Raw genomic sequence first — 23,941 nt, 5'->3', positions numbered from 1 at the left:
TCAATCCGGCAAGCCCAGGTACTGTGCGGCCGCGGCGGCATCGCCGCTCGCCACATATGGCAGGACGCCGAGCAGTGGCGCCCCGATACGGCTGCGCAGCGCCTCGAGATTTTCGTTCGGGCGCAGCATGTCGGGCGCGACCTGATTCGCTACCCAGCCGGCCAGCGTCAGTCTGCGCGCCCGGATCGCCTCCACGGTTAGCAGGGCGTGGTTGATGCAACCAAGGCGCATGCCCACCACCAGGATCACCGGCAGGCCAAAATCGCAGGCCAGGTCGGCCGTATCGTAGGTGTCGTCCAGCGGCACCCTGAAACCGCCCACGCCCTCGACGAACACGCAATCGGCCTGCTCACGCAGTCGCGCGAAGCTGTCGAGAATATGCCGCGACGATATCGTCACGCCTTCTTCGGCCGCGGCGATGTGCGGCGCCACCGGGCTCTTGAGGCAATAGGGATTGAGCAGCGCGAGTCCGGGATCGACGCTGCCTGCAGCACGCAGGCGCAAGGCGTCGTCGTTGGCAAGCACGCCATCCACCCATTCCGCGCCGGCGGCGACCGGCTTCATGCCGACAGCCTGCCAGCCGCGCGCCCGGGCCGCGTGGATCAGGGCGCAGCTTGCGAAGGTCTTGCCGATTTCGGTATCCGTGCCGGTAATGAACCAGGCGCGGGAGGAGGGAGTCGTCATGGTTTGCGCACCGCCAGGAAGATGAGGTCGTAGCTTGCCGGCAGCAGACCGTCCTCGCGTCGATAACGCTCGTAGGCCAACTCCAGCCGCTGCCACGCTGCCTTGCCCATGGTGGTCCTGCGCCGGCCGCCGGTGACGGTCTGAGCGCCGATCGCCTTGATACTGCGCAGCAGCGCTCGCAGATCGGGAGCCAGTGCCGCCACGGTGTCGCCGCCTGCGGCCACGCATTCCAGCCCTGCCTCCGCCGCTGCACCCTGCCATATCGGTGCAGCGTGGAACTGCAGCACGTGCTCGGCTTCATCGACTTCGGCAAAGGCCGCACGCAGTTCCCACAGGGTCCGTGGCCCCAGCGTGGCAATCCAGCCGACGCCGCCGCCGCGCAGACTGCGGGTGAGTTCGGCGAACACCAATCGTGGTTCGCACCACTGCAGGGCCAGGCTGGACCAGACGGCGTCGACGCTCCCGGCAGCGAAGGGCAAGGCTTCGAGATCGCCGCACAGCAGCACGCTGCGGACTGAGCTGGCGTCGCCGCGCGCTTCCCGCGCTTCGCGCAGCATGGCCGGCGCGAAGTCGAGCGCGACCAGCAGGGCGGACGGACATAGTTCGGCCAGACCCTTGAGTCCGTAACCGGTGCCACAACCTGCATCGAGTGCGATCTGCGCCGAAGTCGCCGGCGCATGCGCGGCGGCAAAGCGCTTCAGCCGATCGCAGGCAACACGCTGCACATCGGCCGCGGTGTCGTAGCTGCCGGCGGCACGGTCGAAGGCGCGGCGCACCGCATGTTTGTGCGCGCGTCGATCAGACATCGGCGAACGCCAGCAACTGGTCGGCGAAAGCGGCCGGGTCGGACAGAAAAGGCGCGTGGCCAGAATTGCGGCATGGCTCCAGACGGGCATCCGGCAGGGCCTGGGCCAACCAGCCTGCGGCCTGCAGCGGCATCAGGGCGTCGCCGTCGCCATGAATCAGCAGCACCGGCTGCCGCAGCTGCGGCAGGTCCGCCCGCAGGTCAGTCTCGACCAGCACGCGCAGACCTTCGGCCAACGCGGCATCGGCGGCGCCGTCGGCATCCGCGGTGCGGGCAAGGGCGGCAGCGAGGCTCGCCTGCACCACCTTGCGGTGGCTCTCCCCCTGGACTTGCAGACTCAGGAAGCGGCGCAGCGTGACTGCCGGTGCTTCGGCAAAGCCCCGCACGAAGGCCTCCACCGTGGCTGCGTCCAGGCCGTGCGGCCAATCGTCGGCGGCGACAAAGCGCGGCGTGGCGCCGGTCAGCACCAGTCGCCGCACCTTTTGCGGATGACGGACGGCGAGCTTGATCGCCAGCATTGCCCCGAGCGACCAGCCGCAGAGGAACGCACCGTCCGGCAGATCCGGCGCAAGGCTGTCTGCCCAGCTGTCCAGCGTCGATGCGTGAGGGAGCGGCCTGCCGCGATGGCCGGGCAGTGCCGGCGTGACCAACCGGAAGCGCGCGTCCAATCGGGCCGCAAGGTCATCCCACACCCGCGGCGTCATTCCCCAACCGTGCAGCAGCACCAGCGGTGTGCGGGCGTCGCTCATCGACGAGTCATCCAAGGATGGTGTGCTCCAGCCGGTTGAGCGTTCGCGCGAGCAGGAGGACATCCTCTTCGCGGTGGGCCGCGGTCAACGACACCCGCAAGCGTGCGCTGCCGGCAGGGACCGTTGGCGGCCGTATCGCCGGCACCCAGATGCCTTCGTCCCACAGCGCGCGTGCGACCGCGAGCGCTTCCGCATTGCCGCCGATGCGTATCGGCTGGATGGGCGTGCGCGAGGGCATGCGCTGCCAGCGCGTGAGCTTCAACTCGGTAGCCAGACAGGCGACCAGCCCGGCGAGGTGCCGGCGCCTGTCGTCGCCCTCGGCGATGAGTCCGAGGCTGGCCAGCAAGGCCTCGGCCAGCGCGGGTGGCGCACCGGTCGTGAAAATGTAGGTGCGCGCCTTCTGCAGCAGCCATTCGATGACATCGGCCTGCCCGGCGGCAAAGGCACCGGACACGCCCGCCGCCTTGCCCAGGGTGCCGACGTAGATGATCCGCCAGGACGACAAACCTGCCTCGGCGACCGCTCCACGCCCGGCCGGACCGAGCACGCCGAAACCGTGGGCATCGTCCACCATCAGCCAGGCGTCGAAGCGCTCCGCCAGTGCGAGCAGCTCGGCCAGCGGGGCGACGTCGCCGTCCATGCTGAAGACCGCGTCGGTGACGATGAGCTTCCGCTTTGCAGTGCTCGCTTCGAGCTGCCGGGTAAGCGCCGCAAGATCGGCATGCGGATAACGGTACATGTCCGCGCGCGCGAGCAGCATGCCGTCCACCAGCGAGGCATGGTTGAGCCGGTCGGCGAAGATCGCATCGCCGCGTCCCACAAGGGCCGGGACGATGCCGCTGTTGGCCATGTAGCCGGTGGAAAAATACAGCGCGCGCTCGCAGCCGACGAAGGCGGCCAGCCCTGCCTCAAGCTCGTCGTGCACCGCATAGTGCCCGCTGACGAGATGGGATGCGCCCGACCCGCAGCCCCAGCGCGCGGCGCCGGCGGCCAGCGCCTCGGCCAGACGCGGTTCGCCGGCTAGACCGAGGTAGTCGTTGCTGCAGAAGGCGAGCATCTCGCGGCCATCGACCATGGCGCGCGGTGCGCAGGGCAGGGCGTTGCTGCGCCGCTGTCGGCGCAGCGCCTGGTCGGAGAGGGCGGCGAGGTCGGCGCGCAGGCCGTCGAGCAGCGCAGACATTCAGCGCAGCGCCCGTTCGAGCGCGGCCGCGGCACCGTCGACCAGGTGGCGCATCTCGTCGTCACCCAGGATGTAAGGCGGCATGAAGTACACCGTGTTGCCGATCGGACGTAACAGCACGCCGTGATCGAGTGCAGCCGCGAAGTAGCGGCGGGCGAACTCTCCCGCGGCAAGACTGCCGGTATCGACGTCGAAGGCGAGGATCATGCCCTGCTGGCGCAGATGACCAACCGCCGGATGATCGGCGAAGCGCTCCAGGGCCAAGGCCCGCATGTGCCGCGACCGCGCCTGGTTGGCGACCAGCACGTCGTCCTCGCGGAAGATGTCCAGCGTCGCCAGGGCCGCGCGGCAGGCCAGCGGGTTGCCGGTGTAGGAATGCGAATGCAGGAAGGCGCGCGCCGCGCTGTCGTCATAGAAGGCGGCGTAGATGTCATCGGTGGAGAGCACCAGCGACAGCGGCAGGTAACCGCCCGAAATCCCTTTGGAGAGGCAGATGAAGTCAGGCCAGCCGCCCGCCGCCGTCGCACCGGGCGCCACCGGCCCCGCGACCTGTTCCCACGCGAAGAAGGTGCCGGTGCGACCGCAACCGACTGCGATCTCGTCGGCGATCAGGTGCACCTGGTAACGGTCGCACAGCGCACGTGCGAGGCGCAGGTATTCGGCGTCGTACATCACCATGCCGGACGCGCCCTGCACCAGTGGTTCGACGATCAGCGCGGCGGTTTCGCCGTGGTACGCGGCAAGATGGGCTTCCAGCACCGAGGCCGCGCGGCGGGCGAGATCGGCGGCGGATTCGCCCGCTTCGGCCAGTCTGGCGTCGGGCGTCGGCACCGTGCTGCCGGCACGAACCAGCGGCGCATAGGCGTCGCGGAACAGCGCCACGTCGGTCACTGCCAGCGCGCCGGCGGTTTCGCCGTGGTAGCTGCCGGCCAGGCTGATGAAACGGCATTTCTCCGGCCGGCCACTGTTGCGCCAGTAATGCACGCTCATCTTGAGCGCGATCTCGGTCGCCGACGCGCCGTCGGAGGCGTAGAAGGCGTGCCCCAGCCGGTGCCCGGTGAGTGCGGCAAGCCGTTCGGAGAGCTCGACCACCGGCGGATGGGTAAAGCCGGCGAGCATCACATGTTCCAGCGTATCGAGCTGGTCGCGCAGCGCCGCGTTGATACGCGGATTGGCGTGGCCGAAAAGATTGACCCACCACGAACTGATGCCATCGAGCAGGCGCCGGCCGTCGGCATCCACCAGCCATGCCCCTTCGCCGCGCACCACCGGCACCAGCGGCAGGGTTTCGTGGTGCTTCATCTGGGTGCAGGGATGCCAGACGGCGGCAAGCGAGCGTTGCAGGAGTTCGGAACTGTTCGGGAAGGACATCAGAGGCAATACCGTGGTGCGGACAAGGTCGAGCGACCGGGGCGAAACCGGGCAATGGTGCGCAATCGGCGGGGGGCTGTCAAACCGGCCGAGTTTGCTAACATCGGGGGCATCCGCCAATCCATTGCCCACCCACCCCATGATCCTCGTCATTTCGCCCGCCAAGGCGCTCGATTACGAAACCCCGCCGATCACCGCGACCTTCACCCAGCCCGACTTCCTCGACGACGCCGCGGAACTCATCGACATCCTGCAGAAATGCACACCCGCCGACATCGCCGGCCTGATGAGCCTGTCGGACAAGCTCGCCAGCCTCAATGTTGCCCGCTATGCAAGCTGGTCGCGCCCTTTCGCACCCGACAACGCCAGACAGGCAGTGCTCGCCTTCAACGGCGACGTTTATGAAGGTCTGAGCGCGACGACACTCGCCGACGACGATCTCGCCTGGGCGCAAGAACACCTGCGCATTCTCTCCGGCCTCTACGGCGTGCTGCGTCCGCTCGACCTGATGCAGGCCTACCGCCTGGAAATGGGGACGCGGCTCGCCAATCCGCGCGGCAAGGACCTCTACGCCTTCTGGGGTGAGCGCATCACCGCCGAGCTGAATCGCCTGCTGGAGAAGGAGCGCGATGCTGGCCGTGAACCGGTGCTGGTGAATCTCGCCTCCGAGGAGTACTTCAAGTCGGTCAAGACCAGGCAGCTCGAGGGCCGCCTGGTGTCGCCGGTGTTCGAGGACTGGAAGGACGGCCGCTACAAGATCATCAGTTTCTACGCCAAGCGGGCGCGCGGCCTGATGAGCCGCTACGCGATCGAAAACCGGGTCGACGACGTCGAAGCCTTGAAGGCCTTCGACAGCGAGGGCTACGCCTTCGCCGCCGACGCCTCCGACGCCGACAGCTGGGTGTTCCGCCGGCGCGTGGCCTGAATGAGCCGCCAGCAAGGGCCGGCCGGATCCGGGAGGAAGCCGAGATGAAGATCAGTTCCAACTTCGACGCGGGTACGATCGAGGTGCTGAGCCTGGATGATCCCCAGGCAATCCGGCTGAAGCTGTGCGCCGACAATGCGGCGGATTTCCGCCAGTGGTTCTATTTCCGCCTGCAGGGAGCTGCCGGCACACCGGTTCGGCTGGTGTTCGAGAACGCCGCCAGCGCGGCGTACCCCGATGGCTGGTCGGACTACCGCTGCGTGGCATCCTACGATCGCCGCAACTGGTTCCGTATCCCCACGACCCGTTACGAGGATGGCCAGCTGATCGTCGAGCACACGCCCGAGCGCAACAGCGTCTACTACGCCTATTTCGAGCCCTATTCGCACGAACGCCACCTCGACCTGCTTGCCTGGGCGGAGATGTCGCCGTATGCCGAGGTGCACAATCTCGGCAGCACGGTCGAAGCGCGGGATCTGGACATGGTCGTCGTCGGCCGTCCGGCTCCGACACGCCGGCGGATCTGGATCATCGCCCGTCAGCATCCGGGCGAAACCATGGCCGAGTGGTTCGTCGAAGGCCTGCTCGAACGCCTGCTCGACAGTGCCGATCCGGTCGCGCGGCGCATACGCGAGCATGCAACGCTCTACATCGTGCCCAATGCCAACCCGGACGGCGCCTTCCACGGCAACCTGCGCACCAATGCCGCCGGTCGCAACCTCAACCGCGAGTGGCGTACGCCCGACCCGGATTCGAGCCCGGAAGTGTTCCTGATCCGCGAGGCGATGGAGCGCACCGGCTGCGACCTCTTTCTCGACATCCACGGCGACGAGACCTTGCCCTACGTGTTCTTCTCAACGGCTGAAGAGGTCCCCGGTTTCACCGCCGAAACCGCGGCGCGCCAAGCAGATTTCGTCGCTGCCTTCGCCGCCGCCAGCCCCGACTTCCAGCAGGAGCACGGCTACATGCCCGGACGTTTCGGCGAAGAACTGCTGACGCTGGCGAGCAAGTGGGTGGCGCACCGCTTCGGTTGTGTGTCGCTGACGCTGGAAATGCCCTTCAAGGACAACGCCAATCTCCCGGACGGGCAGGTCGGCTGGAACGGTGCGCGCAGCAAGCGTCTGGGCGCCGCCATGCTCAACGCCATCCTGAAACACGTAGCGGGCTGAGGACTGCGCCGCGAGCCCGTTCAGCGGCTGGCGCGCACCAGGATGGCGTTGGCGCAGGCAACGCCGGAGCGTACGGCCGATTCGAGCGTTGCCGGGTATTCCGACTCCACGTAGTCGCCCGCCAGCCACAGACCGGGCAAGGGCGTGCGGATGTCGGGGCGGAACACGCCCGGCCCGCAGGCAAAGGTGGCGCGTTTCTCGACGATGACCTGGGACCACTCCAGCTTGGGCAGGCGGCGGCCGAGTTCCGCTTCGAGCTGGGCGTGAGTAGCGAGGATGAGCTCGTCGCGCGGCAGCGCCTCATGCGGTCCACTGGCGCTGATCACGCAGGCAATCAGGCCCTCGGACCCGCCCAGCATGCCGCGGTCGAAGGCCCACTGCGCCGGCCCGCGGGCGAGGCCGATCATCGGCTGCGGCAGGTGCTGGCCGGAGCCGAGCGCGAGGTACACGGTGACGATGGGCTCGTGCGGCAGCGCATCGAGCTGCGCCGCCAGCCGGTCGCAGGCGCCGGTGGAGGCAAGCAGGGCGCCGGCATGATAGGGCGCGGTGGCGATCACCACCTGACTCCACGGCCGCCTGCCCGGATCGCCGCTGAGGGTGAAGCCGTCCGGCCCGGACTGGATGCCGTCGATGGCATTGCCGGTGCGCAGGGTGCCGCGACGGGTCGCCAGATAGCGGGCGGCCGGCACCGGAAAGAGTTCGGACAGATCCACCCGCGGGATCAGCAGTTCGCTGGCGGCCGCGCCCGACGCCAGGCTGTCGCGCAGCACCGCGGCGAACACCCGGGCCGAGGCCTCGGCTATCGGCGTGTTGAGCGCCGCCACGCACAGCGGCTCCCAGATCAGCTCACGCAGGGTCGAGGTCTGCGCGGTGTCGCGCAGCATGTCGGCCACCGTCATCGCCGGATCGGGAGCGTAGCCCTGCGCCTTCAACCAGCGCATCAAGCGCAGCATCGCGAGCCTGTCGCGCCATGTCAGGCCGCGCGCGGTCAGCAGGCCGACCGCGAGATGCAGCGGTGCCGGCAGAGCCGCCGCCCGCATGTGCAGCCGGCCGGGCACGTGGAGCGTCAAGGGTAGCCGCGCCAGCTGTTTGGGCGAACCGCCGGTCAGACGCAGCAGGCGGGTCAGTTCGGTATAGGCGCCGACCAGAATGTGCTGGCCGTTGTCGACTTCCCAGCCGTCCTTGCGCACTACCCGCGCCCGTCCGCCCAGCGTATGCGAGCGCTCGAACACGGTCACATGCACGCCCTGGCGCGCCAGTTCCACCGCGCAGGCGAGGCCGGCGTAGCCGGCGCCGATGATGGCGACAGTGGGCATCGCGGGAATGCTCATCGCTGTCAGCCCTTCATCCAGGTCCAGCCGGCCAGCCAGACCTTGCGCAGCGGCGTCAGCGAGGTACGGCGGTCGAGCACCTTGTAACCGTCGCGGCGGATCTCGTCGAGCAGGGCACGATAGATTGCCGCCATCACCAGGCCGGGCCGCTGGCTCTTGCGATCCGCCGGGGGCAACTGGGCGAAAGCCTGGTCGTAGTACTGGACGGCGCGCTCGGCCTGGAAAGCCATCAGTGCCTCGAAGCGGTCGGAATAGCACGCTTCGAGGATTTCGCTGGCCGGCACCTTGAAGCGCTGCAGATCCTCGATCGGCAGGTAGATGCGACCACGGCGCGCATCCTCGCCGACGTCGCGGATGATGTTGGTGAGCTGGAAAGCGAGGCCGAGATCATGCGCGTACTTCAGCGTCTGGCGATCGCTGTAGCCGAAGATCTCGGCGGCCAGCAAGCCGACGACGCTGGCGACGCGGTAGCAGTAGAGCTGCAGTCCCTTGAAATCGAGGTAGCGCGACTGGCTGAGATCCATCGCCATGCCGTCGATGATCTCGAGCAGTTGCTCGGGCGGCAGGCTGAACGACTTGCTCACGTCCTGCAACGCGAAACCGACCGGATGCGTCGGTGTGCCACCGAAGGCGCGTGCCACTTCCTGCCGCCACCAGTCGAGCTTGGTGTAGGCGAGCGAAACGTCGTGGCATTCGTCCACCACGTCGTCCACCTCGCGGCAGAAGGCATACAAGGCGGTGATCGCCTGCCGCCGCTCGGCCGGCAGGAACATGAAGCTGTAGTAGAAGCTGGAGCCGCTCTTGGCTGCCTTTTCCTGGCAGTAGTCGTGAGGATTCATGCAGTGATCCGGAAGAGGAGGGCACGCGACACGAGCCGGGCCCAGTCGCCCTTGCCCAAGGTCGGGCGCGCCCGGAATACGTCGTAGCCGGCCGCTTCGATGCGTTCGAGGATGCGCAACCCGCCCAGCACGATCAGCCGCAGCTCCCAGCCGAGCCGGCCCGGCAACTGGCGGGCGAGCGGCGCGCCGGAAAGCATCATCGCGCGCGCACGTTGCACCTCGAAGGCAAGCAGGGCGCGCCAGCGCTCGTCGCAGCGTTGCGCATCGATGTCGTCGGCGACCACACCGAAGCGGGCCATGGAATCCTGTGGCAGGTAGATGCGCTGTTTGCGCCAGTCGATACCGACGTCCTGCCAGAAATTGATCAGCTGCAGGCTGGTGCAGATCGCATCCGACATCCGCAGCTTGTCCGGCGTGGCCTCGCCGTACAGGTGCAGCAGGAGGCGGCCGACGGGATTGGCCGACCGCCTGCAGTAGTCCTGCAATTCGGCGAAATCGGCGTAGCGCGTCTTGCCCACGTCCTGGCTGAAAGCGTCGAGCAGATCGCGAAAGAGCTGCAGCGGCAGATCGAAGCGGTGGATGTTGCGGGCAAGCCGCCCGAACAGCGGGCGCAGGGCGGCGTCATTCACCGCATCGGCGACCGCGTCGCCGCGGCCGATCGCGTTCAGCGCCAGGCGGTAGTCGTTGAGGCGGGCAAGCCGTGCCACCGCCGGCGCATCGCCTTCGTCGGCCACGTCGTCCGCGCTGCGGGCAAAGGCATAGATCGCCTCCACCGGTTCGCGCAGGCGGGCGGGCATCAGCAGGGAAGCGACAGGAAAATTCTCGTAGTGGTCGACAGGCATGCAGACACGGCTTGGCGCGGGCGGAGCGGCCGGAGTATAAGCGATGTCGCGCGCCTGCCGGATTTCGCATGCAGCGCTGCCATTCCAATGTGATCCTTCCCGATGATAGCGATCTCTGCCCTCGTCAAAACCTTGCCCGGCACGCCGCCGCGCCGGATCTTCGATCGCCTTGCGCTCGATGTCGCCGCCGGCGAATGCATTGCCATCGTCGGCGAATCCGGCGTGGGCAAGTCCACCCTGCTCAATTGCATCGCCGGACTCGAAGATATCGATGCAGGCAGCATCGCGATCGCGGGCGAGCGCGTGGATACGCTGAACGACGACGGTCGTGCCCGCTTGCGCCGCAAGCACCTCGGATTCGTCTTCCAGGCCTTTCACGTCCTGCCGCACCTGCGGCTTGCCGACAACGTCGCGGTGCCGCTGTGGCTGCAGGGTAGGTCGGCGGTCACCGCCGACACGGCTGCGCGCGAGATGCTGGAGCGCGTCGGGCTGGGCAACAGGGCAGACGACTGGCCACGCACGCTGTCTGGCGGCGAGTTGCAGCGTGTCGCGATCGCCCGCGCGCTGGTGCATCGGCCCCCGGTGGTGCTCGCCGACGAACCGACCGGCAACCTCGATCCGGCCCGTGCCAGCGAAGTGCTCGACCTGCTGCTCGAACGCATCCGTGCGGCCGACGCTGCCGGCATCCTGGTTACCCATTCCCGCAGCGCGGCGCAGCGTGCCGACCGGGTGCTGCAACTCGGCCCCGACGGGCTGACCGACATTACGGACTCCCTGCGCCCATGATGGCGCCCGCCATATCCGGTACGGCGCGCCTGTTTGTCGCCAGCCTGCTACGCCAGCGCTTCGCCACCGCGCTGTCGCTGCTGGCGATCGCGCTGGGAGTGGCCCTGGGCCTTGCGGTACAGCTTATCCACGCCGCGGCGCTGGACGAGTTCGGCCGTGGCAGCCGCCTGCTTGCCGGCGAGGCCGATCTGCAGATCGTCGGTGCGGCCGACGGTTTCGATGAAGCGCTGTACGTCGCACTGGCACAACGCGCCGACATCGCCGAAGCCAGTCCGGTACTCGAGGTGGACGCAAAGCTGCCCGGCCACGCGGAGCCATTGAAGCTGCTGGGCATAGACCTGTTTCAGGCCGCCCTTGTCCAGCCGCGACTGCTACCGCGCCCCCAACACGGCGCGGACCGGCTCGCCGCGCTGGAGGAAGACGCGCTCTTCCTCAGCGCCGCGGCCCGTCATGAACTCGAAGCGCTCATCACGGACGACACCCTCGTCCTGCAGTCAGGCCTGTCGCGCCGCTCGTTGCAGATCCGGGGCGACGTGCCGGGGGCGGAGGCCGGCCAGCGCCTGGCCGTCATGGACATCGCTGCGGCCCAGCGTCACTTCGAACGCCTCGGACGCCTGACGCGCATCGACCTGCGTCTGGCCGATGGGGTCGATCCCGACGCGCTCGGGGCTGAGCTGCGCCCCTTGCTGCCCGCCGGCGTGAGCCTGCGCAGCCCGGATGCTACCGGCGGCGAGCTGGCGGCACTGTCGCGAGCCTACCGGGTGAACCTCACGATGCTGGCCGCCATCGCCCTGCTGACCGGGGGTTTTCTCGTGTTCTCCACCCAGTTCCTGTCGGTAGCGCGGCGACGGCGCGAGCTAGCCCTGTTGCGCGCACTGGGCATGGAGCGCGGCCAGCTGATGCGGGGACTGCTGCTGGAAGGTGGCACCATCGGCCTGCTGGGCGCCGTGCTGGGAGTGATGCTGGGCCACCTCCTCGCCGCAATCGCTTTCCGTCTGCTCGGTGGCGACCTCGGTGCCGGCTACTTTCAGGGCGTGACGCCACAACTGCGCTGGCAGGGCTGGAGCATTGCCGCCTATATGGCCTTGGGCGTTGCCTCCGGCCTGGCCGGTACGCTGCTGCCGGCACGGGCAGCGGCCCGCATCGCGCCGGCACGTGCGCTGCGGGCGGGCGAAGGCGAGGCGGAGCTGGCCATGCAGGCGCGCCCGCGTTGGCGCGGCGTGGTCCTGCTGCTGACCGCTGCCGCGCTGCTTTGCGCCGCGCCTCCGATAGGCGGCATCCCGCTCGCCGGCTATGTCGCCGTACTGCTCATCTTGTGCGCAGCCATCCTTGCACTGCCCGGTGCCGCAGCACTGACGGCCCGTTTGCCCTGCCGCGGGAGCGACACGGTAGGGCGCCTGGTGCGGGCCCGCCTGGCCGCCGCGCCGGGGCAGGCGGTGGTGGCGGGGGCAGGCGTGGTGGCGAGCGTCGCTCTGGCCTCGGCGATGGCGATCATGGTGACGTCCTTCCGCGCCTCGGTGGACGACTGGCTGACCCGCATATTGCCGGCCGACCTCTATCTGCGTGCCTCCGGGTCGCAGGCCAGCGGCCACTTCGACGACGCAGCGCTGGCCCGCATCGCCCGAATGCCCGGGGTCGCCGCCGTCGACACGGTCCGCGCGCTCGGCCTGCGACTGGACGAAGCACGCCCGCCGGTCACGCTCATCGCCCGCGCCGTCGACGGTGGTTGGGGCCTGCCGTTGGTGGCCGGCAGCATCCGGGCGCCGAATGGCACCGACGCGCCGCGGGCCTGGCTGTCCGAAGCCCTTGCCGACCGCTTCGGCAAGGATGTCGGCGACCGGCTGGATCTTCCGCTGGCAGGCAGGATGCAGCCATTCGTCGTGGCGGGCATCTGGCGCGACTATGCCCGCCAGCAGGGTGCGATCGTGATCGAGCAATCCGCCTACCGACGCATCACGGGAGACATGCGCATCAACGACGTCGCGATCCGCCTCGCCACCGGCACCGAAGCCGGGGAGCTCGCCGGCCGACTGCGGGCGCTGTTCGGCGAAGACTTGGTCGAAATCGCACTCCCGGCCGAGATACGCCGCGTCACCCTGACGATCTTCGATCGCACGTTTCTGATCACCTACCTGATGGAGGCGGTCGCGGTCGTCATCGGCCTGTTCGGCATCGCCACGACCTTCGCCGCGCTTGCCACCGCGAGACGCGGCGAGTTCGGCATGCTGCGCCATCTCGGCCTGACCCGCGCCGAAGTCGGCCGCCTGGTCGCCTTCGAAGGTGGGCTGACGGCAACCTGCGGCGTCGCGGTCGGCCTCGCCGCGGGTGGTGGCATCGCAGGGGTACTGATCGCCGTGGTCAACCGCCAGAGCTTTCACTGGAGCATGGACTTGAGCGTGCCGGTGGCGGTGCTCGCGCTCTTCGCCGCAGCGCTCGTCCTGCTCGCGGCGGTGGTGGCACGCTTCGCCGGCGCGCGCGCGATGCTGGGCTCAGCCGTGCAGGCGGTAAAGGAGGACTGGTGATGTTTCGCCGGCATGCTCTTCCCTTGCTCCTCGCCGTCGGTCTCGCCTGCGGCCCCGGCTACAGCGACTTCGCCAGGGCCGGAGCCGACCACGGTAACTACGCACCGGTGCTACCGGAACGGCCCATGGTTTTTCCACGCGACTACGGCGCACATCCCGCCCACCGTACCGAGTGGTGGTACGTGACCGGCTGGCTCAGAGACGAGACCGGCGCGGAACGCGGCTTTCAGGTGACCTTCTTCCGTGTCGCTACCCGGATCGGCGCGGACAACCCGAGCCGCTTCGCGCCGCGGCAGTTGATCCTTGCCCATGCCGCCATCGCCGACCCGACGCGCGGTCGCTTGCTGCACGCCGAACGCTCGGCGCGCGCGGTCGCGCCGCTGGCCGGCGCCGACGAAACGCACACCGCCAGCTGGATCCGCGATTGGTCGCTCGCCTGGCAGGGCGATCGCTACCGGACCCGAATCGCCGCTGCGGATTTTGCCTTCGACCTCGAACTCGTCCCGCCAGGGCCGCCGGTGCTGAACGGCGAGGGCGGCTACAGTCGCAAGGCACCGCAGGCGGGCCACGCCAGCTACTACTACAGCCGGCCGCATTTGAAGGTCGGCGGCACGCTGGAACTCGACGGCAAGGGACGTCAGGTCAGTGGCCACGCCTGGCTGGACCATGAATGGTCGAGCACGCTGATGCCACCCTCGGCACGCGGTTGGGACTGGATAGGTATCAATCTCGCCGACGGCGGCAGCCTGATGGCCTTCCGCATGCGCGACGCCGACGGCAAGGCACTGTGGGCCGGCGCAACGCTGGTGGACGGTCAGGGTAGGGCGCATACGCTGGGGGCGGACGAAGTGCGCTTCGAGCCGCTGCGCAGCTGGCGCTCCCCGCGTACCGGGGCCGACTATCCGGTGAGCTGGCGTGTGGCCCTGACCTTGGCGACGGGGGAACGCCAGTTCCGCATCGAGCCTCTGCTCGACGACCAGGAGCTGGACAGCCGGCGCTCCACCGGTGCGGTGTACTGGGAGGGTGCGGTCCGTCTCCACGAAACGACGACCGACGGTGCGACACATGAAGCGGGGCAGGGCTACCTGGAGATGACCGGTTACGCCGAGCGGCTCGAAATGTAGCCGGTTCAGCCGTCCAGCGGCACCGTGGCGGCGATGATGGTGCCCTGGGCGAAATCGAAGCCGTAATCGCGTAGCGAGTCACGCAGCAACTCGTCTTCGACCTCCGAAGCCACGCTGCGGATGGACAACGCCGCAGCCATGCCGCACAAGGCCTGGGCGAGGTTGCAGCCGGCCTCCAGACCGTAGGTTTCGACCAGCAGCTTGAGACTGATCTTGACGTAATCCGGATGCAGGGTCTTCAACAGGCTGACCGCTCCGCCGTCCATGCGTTCGAGCGCGATGCGGCAGCCGATGCGGCGCGCCTCGCGGGCGAGGTTGCGCGACTCGTCGGGCGACTGCTCGACCATGCTGGCGGGAAATTCGAGCACCACCAGGTCGGGATCGAGCGCGTGGCGACGCAGCTGCGCGGAGAGCGCACCCACGTAGCGCTCGGCAGCGAGCACCGAGCTGCGGCTCAGATTGAGGCTGACGCGCTGTTGCTGCCCTGTGGCGCTGCGGCGGGCGAGTGTGGCGCACACTTCGGCGGCGACCCATTCGTCGACTTCGACCAGACGCTGATCCTGCTCGAAGCTGCCGAGCAGCTCGGCGGCCGAACCGGCCATGCCGGCTTCGTCGATCACCCGCAGCAAGACTTCGCTCCAGGCCACGGTATCCGCCGCGCCGACCGGGAATACCGGCTGGCAGAAAAGCACCAGGCGGTCGAACGGGATGCTGTCCGGCAACTGCGCGGCCAGAGGTACATCCGTCTGACGGCGCCCGACCGGCGCGGCATCGTGCTCCACCACCCGATTACGGCCATTCTTCTTCGCCGCGTAACAGGCCAGGTCGGCGGCGACGAGAACATCGGAGGCCGTCGCCATGCCGCCGTCGATGCGCACCAGCCCGATGCTGGCGCCGATCGAGAAGCGGCGCCCCTCCCAGGTGAAGCGGAACGCTGCCACGGCTTCGCGCAGGCCTTCGGCAATACGGAAAGCATCGCCCGGGGGGCAGCCGAGCAGGATGAGCGCGAATTCGTCGCCACCGATGCGGCAGATGAGATCTTCCGCGCGCACCCGCTGGCGGATGAGCCGTGCGATGCGACGCAGCAGCTCGTCGCCGGCGGCGTGGCCGCAGGTGTCGTTGACGATCTTGAAGCGGTCGAGGTCGATGAAGCAGAGCACGCCGTGATCGCCGGCGCGGCGCGACCCGGCCACCGCCTCCTCCAGCGCCTGCTCGAAGGCACGGCGATTGGGCAAGCCGGTCAGCGGATCGTGCAGGGCCTGATGGGCGAGCAGGGAGGTGGCCTCGTCCACCCGCGCCTGCAGCGTCTTGTGGGCATCGGCGATAGAGCGCGCCATGGCGTTGAAGCCGCTCTCGAGCGCCTGCATCTCATCGCCAGCGCCGCTGTCCGGCACCGACACATCCAGCTTGCCGGCAGCCATCTGCTTGACCGCATCGACCAGCCGCGCGAGCGGCTCGACCACCGAGCGGGCCAGCTTCAGCGCGAGCGCGGCGGTCAACCCGAGGCCGAACACCACCACCGCCAGCGTGCCGAAAACCAGGTCGCGCTTACGATCGGCCAGCGATCGGGTATCGACCTCGACATAGACCCAGCCGATCGGTCGCAGCGCGGCGCGGGCCTTCGCCGGGTCCGACTCGACGATGTCGTCGATCACCAGTGGCGTCGGCATCACCGGCGCCGCGAACGAGATCCGGTTCGAGTTCCGTTCGAGCGCAGCCGCGGCACCGGTCGCCAGCACTGCGGCGACGTTGGCCATGCGCGGCTTGCCGCTGACCGCCAGCAGACTGCCGTCGGGGTTGTAGATGGCGACGGCCACGACTTCGCGTTGCCCGAGCACGGCCTGCAGCAAGCCTGTGAGATTGGCGCGATTGCCGGAGATCACGCCGTATTCGGCGGCGGGGGCAAGGAAGCTGACGATGGCGACACCGCGCTCGGCCGCCGCGTCGTCCATCGCCTGGGTATCGCGCACCAGCAGCAGCGTCGTGATCACCGCAGCCAGGACCGCCGCGGGGATCAGCACCACCATCAGCAGGCGTTGCTTGAGCGTGAGCGCTGCTGCCAGGCTCATCGTGCATTCCCCCCGGAGATTGCCTTGATCAGGCTGAGGTCATCGGCCACGTTGAGGCCGAGCGAACGCGCAACCTGACGGTTCACCGCCACGCCAAAGCGCGATGCCGAACGCGCCGCAGGCAGGCTGACCGGGCCGTTGCCCTGGCTCGTGATCCAGTCGGCAACGTCGACGGCGACATCCGACGGACTGCTGAACACCGCAGCCAGCGCTCCGGCTTCGACGTAGGCCTGGGAGTAGGCGATCATCGGCCGCCGATAACGATAGCTGCTGAGCAGCACCGCGCGCGCGGACGCCGCGTTGGTTGCCACCGGATCGGGAATCGCCAGCAAGGCATCGCTGACATCGAGCAGCCGCTCCGACGCCGCCAGCACGTCGGCCGCCTGCAGCACCTGCTGGCTGCGCAGCTGGATGCTCTCGCTGGCGGCGACGTCGGCCAGCTCGGTTTCGAGCGCACCGCTCTCCGGCCCCAGCAAGACGCCGACCCGTGTTGCCCGCGGCAGGACTGCACGGACCAGCCGTAACTGCCGGCGCAGGGGCTGATCCAGCACGATCGCCGACATTGCTGCTGCCGGATAACGGGCACGCAGGTTGGCGAACTGCTGCCGGCTGAGCAGGACGGCGAGGGTAGGGCGCCGGGTGCGACCGACCACTGCCTCGACCGCGGAAGCCCCCGCGGTCACTATCACGTCGGCACGCTCCAACACCGTTTCATTGACGCCACCGTCGGCAGTGCCCGCGAGGGTCAGCCGATGCGCGTTTTCCGGCAGCAGGCTGCGCAGCGCGTCGGCGAATGCCCTGGGCGCACCTTCCGCTTGCGACAACACGATGGCGATGTCCAGCGCACGCGCCGAAGGCGGCGCAAGCAGCAGCATTGCACCGGCGAAAAGCACGAAGGCGTAGGACAGGCGATGGCGCATCGGATCTGAACGTCTTAGCCGTCGATGACGTCGGCGTGACGATGATATCTCCTTGAGATAGCCGGCAGACTATTGATCGCCTGATTGCAATGCAAGTACGGTTGGCAGCCAAACGTGCACTTCACCACGACAACTTCAGACTCGCGAACACCTGCGGCTGCGCGCGGAACTGGTTCTCGTCGAACTCGCCATAGCCGCCGGTCAGGCTTTGTACCGTGAGCGCGAATTCGTTCTCCGCATCGAGCGTGCCGAAGCGCTTGGCCAGTTTGAGGTCGTAGCGGTCGCGGCTGGACACTTCTCCGCCGTCGTTGAGCCAGTGGAAAGGATGGTTGTGGTAGTAGCCAAGGCTCAGACGCCAGCGCTGCGGCAGATCCTTGATCAGCAGCAGGGAAGTCATCGAGGCCGGCGCGCTGGTCATGATCTGCTGGTCGAGAATCCGGCCGTTCTCCTCGATGTCGATGAAGGCCTGCGCCAGCACTGCGCGTCCGAAACCCGGTTTGCGCCAGTCGACGCTGAACTCGAAGCCACGCATGGTGAAGGCGCCCGAGTTGAGAAAGTAGGTGGCCGAGCGGTCGTAGCCCGCCGGCGGTGCAAAGGCGCAGCGCGGGGCGCGGTTATGGCGGCACACCTGATCATCGATGTAGTTGGTGTAGCGCTCGCGGAAGATGCGGGTATCGATACCGAGGCCGAGCTCGCGGAACTGCGCGACGTAGCCCAGCTCGGTGTACCGCACCTGCTCGGGATCGACAGGCAGTCCGGCATGGTAGAACAGGCGCACGATCTGGCCGCGGTAGCGCACGCTCTGCATCGACTCCGACTCCATCAGCGATGGCGCGCGGTAGGCGAGCCCGGTGGAAAGGCGCAGCGCGGAATCGACGCCCAGCGCATAGTTGATCGCCAATCGCGGCGAAAAGAGCTTGCCGCTGTAATCGTGATGTTCAAAGGTGCCGCCGAGATTGACGCGCAGCGGCACGAGCGGCTGCCAGGTCACGCTGCCGAAGGCCTGCCAATAGGTCGCCTCCAGGGTATCGCTGCGATTGAAATAACTCGGTGAACGGGTGGCATCGTGGCGTGCCCCGGCCCCCGCCAGCACCTGCCATTCGGGACTGAGGCGGCGGGTGAACTGCAGCTCGACCTCGTCGCGATGGGTATCGACGTCGATATCGACCGGAAACCCGGCCCGCGACGTCCACGCCGAACGTACCTGGTAGGCCTGATGGTAGTACTGCAGGTTGAGATCAGACTCCGCATCGAAGCTGCGGGTCCACGACAACTGGAGATAATGATGCCGGTTGCGGTCGGTCCGGATCGGCGAGAAATCCGCAGTTTCCGGTGGGTAACCGCGACGGTCGGCACCGTCGCTCGCCCCCAGATGCACGCGTAGCTCATCGCGGGCGCCGAGCTGAGCGCTTGCCTGGAAATTGACCACGGTGCGCCGGATAGCCTCTTCCGACTTCGGGTCGCCATCTTCGTCCCGATGCGACTTGAAGGTGGTTGCGGCACGTCGCGACGCAGACAGACGCCAGTCGAGCGCTTGCCCGCTTGCGCCGTTGATGCGGAAACCGTTGTCGGTGAAGCCGAAATCGCCGAAGCGCGAGATCAGGGTCAGGCCTTCCTCGGTTGCCGGCGCGCGGGTGATGATGTTGATCACGCCCTGGAAGGCATTGGCGCCATAGGCCGCCCCGTTGGGACCACGCACGACTTCGATGTGATCGACGTCGTCCACCCGCAAGGGCAGATCGTGCCAGTTGGTATTGCCCCACAAGGGACTGTTCACGGTACGGCCATCGATCATCACCTTGATGCGGCGATCGTAGGCGTCACCCAGCCCGTGGTTGGCCACCGTGGGCGAGCCGTCCGGCCAGTCGGCGACCAGGAAGCCGGGTACCAGACGCAGAAGGTCGTGGATCTCGGTAAAGCCCGACGCTTCTATCATTTCGCGATCGATGGTGGTGATCGCAGCCGGCGCATCGAGTGGGGACTGGGACAGCCGGGATGCCGTCAGCACCATCGGCATGTCACTGAAGAAAATGTCGTCTGCACGGGCCTCGTCCACCGCATAACAGATCGATAACAGGGTGACAAGCGCCTGCGTGCCGGCAGGAGAGCGAAACGTGAATGCCAATGGAACACCGGTTTGTTGATGTTGTTTTCCGGCGAGGGTCGCATGGGCGGACCGAACGGTCAATACGCGAAGGCAGTCCGGAGCTGCTCCGAAACCCAATTGTAATCAGCACTTTGCATGTGTCATGCAGAAGCATGGCGGCGACGGGTCCGGGCTTGTCTATAATCCACTCCTCACTATTCCCGGGCACCTCAGCGGAGCATCTTCCTCATGATTCTCGTAACCGGCGGCGCCGGCTTCATCGGTGGCAACTTCGTACTGGACTGGATAGAGGAACTCGGCGAGCCGGTCGTAAACCTCGACGCGCTCACCTACGCGGGCAACCTCGAAACCCTGGCGTCGCTGGCCGGAGACAAGCGCCATATCTTCGAGCGCGGCGACATCTGCGACCGCGCGCTGGTCGACCGCCTGCTCGCAACCCATCGTCCGCGGGCCATCGTCCATTTCGCTGCCGAAAGCCATGTCGACCGCTCCATCCACGGGCCGGCCGAATTCATCCGCACCAACGTGCAGGGGACCTTCACGCTGCTGGAAGCGGCACGCGCCTACTGGAACAGCCTGGAGGGCGAGGCCAAGGCGGCATTCCGCTTCCACCACGTCAGCACCGACGAGGTCTACGGCTCGCTCGGTCCGGACGACGCTCCATTCACCGAAACGCACGCCTATGAGCCGAACAGTCCGTATTCCGCCAGCAAGGCGGCCTCCGACCATCTCGTGCGCGCCTGGTACCACACCTACGGTCTGCCGGTGGTCACCACCAACTGCTCCAACAACTACGGCCCCTACCATTTTCCGGAAAAGCTGATTCCGCTGATGATCGTAAACGCCTTGGCCGGCAAGCCCCTGCCGATCTACGGCGACGGGCAGAACGTGCGCGACTGGCTGTACGTCAAGGACCACTGCAGCGCCATCCGCACCGTGCTGGCGCGCGGCCGCCTCGGCGAGACCTACAACATCGGTGGCTGGAACGAGAAGCCCAACATCGAGATCGTGCGCACGGTGTGCGCACTGCTGGACGAGCTCCGCCCCTCGCCGGAAGGCAGCTATAGCCGCCTCATCACCTACGTGAAGGACCGCCCCGGTCACGACCGCCGCTACGCGATCGACGCACGCAAGGTCGAACGCGAACTCGGGTGGCGCCCGGCGGAGACGTTCGAGAGCGGCATCCGCAAGACCATCGCCTGGTATCTCGCCAATCCGGAATGGGTCGCCAACGTCCAGAGCGGCAGCTATCGCGAATGGGTATCGACCAACTACGGCGAGCGCGACACCACCGGGGAACGGGCATGAAGATCCTGCTGCTGGGCAAGAACGGTCAGGTCGGCTGGGAGTTGCAGCGTGCGCTCGCCCCCCTGGGCGAACTCTGCGCACTCGACCGCCATGGTGCCGACGGCCTGAGCGGCGACCTTGCCGAGCCGCACAAACTGGCGGAGACGGTGCGAACCCTGTCACCCGACGTCATCGTCAACGCCGCCGCCTACACCGCGGTCGACAAGGCCGAGAGCGACATCGGACTGGCCCGTCGCATCAACGCCGAGGCCGTGGGTGTGCTGGCCGTCGAGGCGGCCAGGCTGGATGCCTGGCTGGTGCATTACTCGACGGATTACGTTTTCGACGGCAGCGGCAATACGCCGTGGCGGGAAGACGACGCGGTCGGCCCCTTGTCCGTGTACGGACAGACCAAACTCGAAGGCGAAGATGCCATCCGTGCCTCGGGCAGCCGGCACCTGATCTTCCGGACCTCCTGGGTATACGCCGCCCGTGGAGGGAATTTCGCCAAGACGATGCTGCGCCTCGCAGCCGAACGCGAACGCCTGACTGTGATCGCCGACCAGCACGGCGCCCCGACCGGAGCGGAGCTGATCGCCGATGTCAGCGCCCACGCGCTGCGTGCGGCACTGACATCGGGGTCCGAAGCGTCGCTTTCCGGCACCTATCATCTCGCCGCGGCCGGGGAGACGACCTGGCACGGCTACGCCGGTTTCGTCATCGACACCGCACGCCGCCTGGGCAGCGCCCTGAAGGTGGCCGAAATCGCCCCCATCCCGAGCGCCGACTACCCGACGCCGGCCCGGCGCCCCCTGAACTCCCGCCTGGACACCAGCCGCTTGAAGGACCACTTCGGCCTCACCCTTCCGGACTGGCGCCGCGGCGTCGAGCGCATGTTGCAGGAAACACTCTGAACGGACATCAGCAATGACTTCACGCAAGGGCATCATCCTCGCCGGCGGTTCCGGCACCCGACTGCATCCCGCCACGCTCGCCGTGTCCAAGCAGTTGCTGCCGGTCTACGACAAGCCGATGATCTACTACCCGCTATCGACGCTGATGCTGGCCGGGATACGCGAGATCCTCATCATCTCCACCCCGCAGGACACGCCGCGCTTCGAGCAGCTCCTCGGTGACGGCCGCCAGTGGGGGCTCAGGCTGTCTTATGCAGTACAACCCAGTCCGGACGGTCTGGCGCAGGCCTTCATCATCGGCGAGGACTTCATCGGTGGCGCCCCCTCGGCGCTGATCCTTGGCGACAACCTGTTCTACGGTCACGAGTTCGGCAACGATCTGCGCAGGGCAGGGGACAGTGCTGGGGGTGCGAGCGTGTTCGCCTATCCAGTGCACGACCCCGAACGGTACGGCGTGGTCGAGTTCGACGGGGCCGGCCGGGCGATCAGCCTCGAAGAGAAGCCCGTGCGACCCAAGAGCCGCTACGCCGTCACCGGCCTCTACTTCTACGACGCCCGCGTCGTGGAAATAGCCAAGGCCTTGAAACCGAGTCCGCGCGGCGAACTCGAGATCACCGACGTCAACAAGCAATACCTCGAGTGGGGCGCACTCGACGTGCAGGTGATGGGGCGCGGCCACGCCTGGCTCGATACCGGCACCCACGAGAGCCTGCTCGAAGCCGGCCTCTTCATCCAGACCATCGAAAAGCGCCAGGGCCTGAAGATTGCCTGTCCGGAAGAAATCGCCTGGCGTCAGGGCTGGATCGACGACGATTCCCTGCGCCAGCTGGCCGCACCGCTTGCCAAGAACGGCTATGGCCAGTATCTGAAACGTTTGCTCGAAGACAAGGTGTACTGATGCAGCTGACGCAGACCGCGATTCCCGATGTCCTGATTCTCGAACCCAAGGTGTTCGGTGACAGCCGTGGCTTCTTCATGGAGAGCTTCAACGCCCGGACCTTCCGCGAACTTACCGGGCTGGATGTCAACTTCGTGCAGGACAATCATTCCCGGTCGGCCAAGGGCGTGCTCCGCGGCCTGCACTACCAGATCCGCCAACCGCAGGGCAAGCTGGTGCGCGTCGTGCGCGGCCGGGTGTTCGACGTCGCGGTGGACCTGCGCCGCAGCTCGTCCAGCTTCGGCAAGTCGGTCGGCGTCGAACTCAGCGAAGACAACCACCGCCAGTTCTGGATTCCGCCCGGTTTCGCCCACGGCTTCCTGGTCCTGAGCGAATCGGCCGACTTCCTGTACAAGACCACCGACTACTACGCACCGGAACACGAGCGCTGCCTGCTGTGGAACGATCCCACCGTGGCCATCGCCTGGCCGCTGGAAGGCGAGCCCCTGCTATCGGGCAAGGACCGCGACGGAAAGACGCTCGCCGACGCCGAACTGTTCGACTGAAGAAAGCAAAAACGGCCCGCTCGGGAACACCCGTCGGGCCGTTCTTGTGATGACCGTGGTGCGAGGGAAGAGACTCGAACTCTCACGCCTTGCGGCGCTGGAACCTAAATCCAGTGCGTCTACCAATTCCGCCACCCTCGCCGAAAGCCGGGCCTTGCGCCGTCAGCGGCCGCGATTATACACGCCACTTGCGCGGACGCCGCCACCGCGGCGCCGACCGATCAAAACGGGGCGGGGCAGGTCGCGCTGATGGTCTCGCCGCCATCCGGATGAGCGAACTCGAGGTACTCCGCATGCAGCAACAAGCGGTTCGCCTTGGCCTGGACGACCGGCGAGGCATACAGGGCATCGCCCAGAATGGCGTGTCCGCGCGACATCAGATGCACCCGCAACTGGTGCGAGCGACCGGTTTCGGGATGCAGTTCCACCCGCGTCAGATGCCGTTCGATGTCGTGCGCCAGGACGTGAAAGCGTGTCATGGAAGGTTTGCCGAATTCGAAGTCCACCTTCTGCCGCGGGCGCCTGGGCCAGTCGGCGATCAGCGGCAGATCGATCTCCCCGCACGCAGGCTCCAGCAGGCCGTCGACCAGCGCGACATAGCGCTTGGCCACCTCGCGGTTCTGGAAACCCATGCTCAGCGCGCGATGCGCCTCCTTGCCCCGGGCAAGGACGATCAGGCCGGAGGTTTCCATGTCGAGTCGATGCACGATCAAGGCATCCGGGTAGTCGATACGGACCCGCTGCACCAGGCAATCCGCCTTGTCGTCGCCGCGCCCCGGCACCGAGAGCAAACCGCTCGGCTTGTTCACCACCAGCAATGCCGAATCGGCGTAGAGGTAGTCCAGAGGTAGGTTCGGCGGAGCCGAATATTTGA

21 protein-coding genes, 1 tRNA gene and 1 pseudogene are annotated in these 23,941 nt (G+C 67.4%); 9 read left to right on the top strand and 14 right to left on the bottom strand.

The features are described from left to right. Genes bioD through bioA form a run of 5 tightly spaced genes read right to left on the bottom strand, consistent with a single transcriptional unit; the run spans position 1 to position 4,789 of the window. Positions 1-684 (bottom strand): dethiobiotin synthase, encoded by a 684-nt coding sequence (gene bioD / locus CJ010_RS12490; RefSeq protein ID WP_141018330.1) that lies wholly within the window; start codon positions 682-684, stop codon positions 1-3. Then, positions 681-1,490: a methyltransferase domain-containing protein gene (locus CJ010_RS12485; RefSeq protein ID WP_141018329.1), complete on the bottom strand. Its 810-nt coding sequence runs from the start codon at positions 1,488-1,490 to the stop codon at positions 681-683. The genes bioD and CJ010_RS12485 overlap by 4 nt, the downstream gene beginning before the upstream one ends. Continuing rightward, on the bottom strand, positions 1,483-2,238 hold the full coding sequence (locus CJ010_RS12480) for an alpha/beta fold hydrolase (protein ID WP_141018328.1): 756 nt from the start codon (positions 2,236-2,238) through the stop codon (positions 1,483-1,485). The genes CJ010_RS12485 and CJ010_RS12480 overlap by 8 nt, the downstream gene beginning before the upstream one ends. Positions 2,239-2,245: 7 nt before the next feature. After that, complete coding sequence (gene bioF / locus CJ010_RS12475) at positions 2,246-3,418, bottom strand: 8-amino-7-oxononanoate synthase (RefSeq protein ID WP_141018327.1); 1,173 nt, start codon at positions 3,416-3,418, stop codon at positions 2,246-2,248. Beyond that, positions 3,419-4,789, bottom strand: a complete 1,371-nt coding sequence (bioA, locus tag CJ010_RS12470) for an adenosylmethionine--8-amino-7-oxononanoate transaminase (RefSeq protein WP_141018326.1) — start codon at positions 4,787-4,789, stop codon at positions 3,419-3,421. Between the two features lie 139 nt (positions 4,790-4,928). On the opposite strand from bioA, the gene yaaA reads away from it, so the two are divergent. Both yaaA and CJ010_RS12460 read left to right on the top strand, forming a co-directional pair. Next, positions 4,929-5,714 (top strand): peroxide stress protein YaaA, encoded by a 786-nt coding sequence (gene yaaA, locus CJ010_RS12465; protein ID WP_141018325.1) that lies wholly within the window; start codon positions 4,929-4,931, stop codon positions 5,712-5,714. A gap of 44 nt (positions 5,715-5,758) precedes the next feature. After that, the gene (locus CJ010_RS12460; protein ID WP_141018324.1) at positions 5,759-6,883 is read left to right on the top strand and encodes a M14-type cytosolic carboxypeptidase; all 1,125 of its coding nucleotides are present in this window, start codon (positions 5,759-5,761) and stop codon (positions 6,881-6,883) included. 20 nt (positions 6,884-6,903) lie between these two features. Here CJ010_RS12460 and hpnE read toward each other — a convergent pair whose 3' ends face one another. The 4 genes and pseudogenes from hpnE to hpnC all read right to left on the bottom strand — a co-directional run bounded on the left by hpnE (position 6,904) and on the right by hpnC (position 9,895). Beyond that, positions 6,904-8,142, bottom strand: coding sequence for a hydroxysqualene dehydroxylase HpnE (gene hpnE / locus CJ010_RS12455; protein WP_371415709.1), 1,239 nt, complete (start codon positions 8,140-8,142; stop codon positions 6,904-6,906). Next, positions 8,134-8,199 (bottom strand): annotated as a pseudogene (locus tag CJ010_RS25715) (hypothetical protein); the annotation flags it as partial. The gene hpnE and the pseudogene CJ010_RS25715, both read right to left, overlap by 9 nt. A gap of 20 nt (positions 8,200-8,219) precedes the next feature. Further along, positions 8,220-9,053: a presqualene diphosphate synthase HpnD gene (hpnD, locus tag CJ010_RS12450; protein WP_141018322.1), complete on the bottom strand. Its 834-nt coding sequence runs from the start codon at positions 9,051-9,053 to the stop codon at positions 8,220-8,222. Next, a complete protein-coding gene (hpnC, locus tag CJ010_RS12445; protein ID WP_141018321.1) occupies positions 9,050-9,895 on the bottom strand; it encodes a squalene synthase HpnC in 846 nt (281 codons plus the stop codon). The genes hpnD and hpnC overlap by 4 nt, the downstream gene beginning before the upstream one ends. Positions 9,896-9,997: 102 nt before the next feature. Between hpnC and CJ010_RS12440 the strand changes: the two genes are divergently transcribed. Genes CJ010_RS12440 through CJ010_RS12430 form a run of 3 tightly spaced genes read left to right on the top strand, consistent with a single transcriptional unit; the run spans position 9,998 to position 14,327 of the window. Continuing rightward, entirely contained in the window at positions 9,998-10,681 is a 684-nt protein-coding gene (locus CJ010_RS12440) for an ABC transporter ATP-binding protein (protein ID WP_141018320.1), read from the top strand. Further along, positions 10,678-13,203 carry an FtsX-like permease family protein gene (locus CJ010_RS12435; RefSeq protein ID WP_240794578.1) on the top strand — a complete coding sequence of 842 codons (2,526 nt, stop codon included), beginning with the start codon at positions 10,678-10,680 and terminating at the stop codon, positions 13,201-13,203. Before CJ010_RS12440 ends, CJ010_RS12435 begins: the two co-directional genes overlap by 4 nt. After that, complete coding sequence (locus tag CJ010_RS12430; protein WP_141018319.1) at positions 13,203-14,327, top strand: lipocalin-like domain-containing protein; 1,125 nt, start codon at positions 13,203-13,205, stop codon at positions 14,325-14,327. Before CJ010_RS12435 ends, CJ010_RS12430 begins: the two co-directional genes overlap by 1 nt. Before the next feature lie 5 nt (positions 14,328-14,332). On the opposite strand, the gene CJ010_RS25145 is transcribed toward CJ010_RS12430, so the two are convergent. From CJ010_RS25145 to CJ010_RS12415, 3 genes are all read right to left on the bottom strand, one after another. Continuing rightward, positions 14,333-16,396: a diguanylate cyclase gene (locus CJ010_RS25145; protein WP_168224945.1), complete on the bottom strand. Its 2,064-nt coding sequence runs from the start codon at positions 16,394-16,396 to the stop codon at positions 14,333-14,335. Continuing rightward, positions 16,393-17,316 carry an ABC transporter substrate-binding protein gene (locus tag CJ010_RS12420; RefSeq protein WP_141018318.1) on the bottom strand — a complete coding sequence of 308 codons (924 nt, stop codon included), beginning with the start codon at positions 17,314-17,316 and terminating at the stop codon, positions 16,393-16,395. Before CJ010_RS12420 ends, CJ010_RS25145 begins: the two co-directional genes overlap by 4 nt. Positions 17,317-17,437: 121 nt before the next feature. Then, positions 17,438-19,441: a TonB-dependent siderophore receptor gene (locus tag CJ010_RS12415; protein ID WP_240794577.1), complete on the bottom strand. Its 2,004-nt coding sequence runs from the start codon at positions 19,439-19,441 to the stop codon at positions 17,438-17,440. A 210-nt stretch (positions 19,442-19,651) separates the two neighbouring features. Between CJ010_RS12415 and rfbB the strand changes: the two genes are divergently transcribed. The 4 genes from rfbB to rfbC are packed head-to-tail and all read left to right on the top strand — an operon-like array spanning position 19,652 to position 23,067. Then, positions 19,652-20,731 carry a dTDP-glucose 4,6-dehydratase gene (gene rfbB / locus CJ010_RS12410; RefSeq protein ID WP_141018317.1) on the top strand — a complete coding sequence of 360 codons (1,080 nt, stop codon included), beginning with the start codon at positions 19,652-19,654 and terminating at the stop codon, positions 20,729-20,731. Further along, a complete protein-coding gene (rfbD, locus tag CJ010_RS12405; protein ID WP_141018316.1) occupies positions 20,728-21,624 on the top strand; it encodes a dTDP-4-dehydrorhamnose reductase in 897 nt (298 codons plus the stop codon). The genes rfbB and rfbD overlap by 4 nt, the downstream gene beginning before the upstream one ends. Before the next feature lie 13 nt (positions 21,625-21,637). Continuing rightward, positions 21,638-22,522: a glucose-1-phosphate thymidylyltransferase RfbA gene (rfbA, locus tag CJ010_RS12400; protein WP_141018315.1), complete on the top strand. Its 885-nt coding sequence runs from the start codon at positions 21,638-21,640 to the stop codon at positions 22,520-22,522. Then, the gene (rfbC, locus tag CJ010_RS12395) at positions 22,522-23,067 is read left to right on the top strand and encodes a dTDP-4-dehydrorhamnose 3,5-epimerase (RefSeq protein ID WP_141018314.1); all 546 of its coding nucleotides are present in this window, start codon (positions 22,522-22,524) and stop codon (positions 23,065-23,067) included. The genes rfbA and rfbC overlap by 1 nt, the downstream gene beginning before the upstream one ends. A gap of 56 nt (positions 23,068-23,123) precedes the next feature. Here the strand turns inward: rfbC and CJ010_RS12390 are convergent. Both CJ010_RS12390 and CJ010_RS12385 read right to left on the bottom strand, forming a co-directional pair. Further along, positions 23,124-23,208, bottom strand: a tRNA-Leu gene (locus CJ010_RS12390). Between the two features lie 80 nt (positions 23,209-23,288). Beyond that, a complete protein-coding gene (locus tag CJ010_RS12385; protein WP_371415708.1) occupies positions 23,289-23,879 on the bottom strand; it encodes a pseudouridine synthase in 591 nt (196 codons plus the stop codon). Positions 23,880-23,941 lie beyond the last annotated feature (62 nt).

It is taken from the genome of Azoarcus sp. DD4 (assembly GCF_006496635.1).
GTDB lineage: Bacteria > Pseudomonadota > Gammaproteobacteria > Burkholderiales > Rhodocyclaceae > Azoarcus.
Note: the sequence above shows the minus strand (reverse complement) of the source record. Positions and strands in the feature narration are given on the sequence as shown.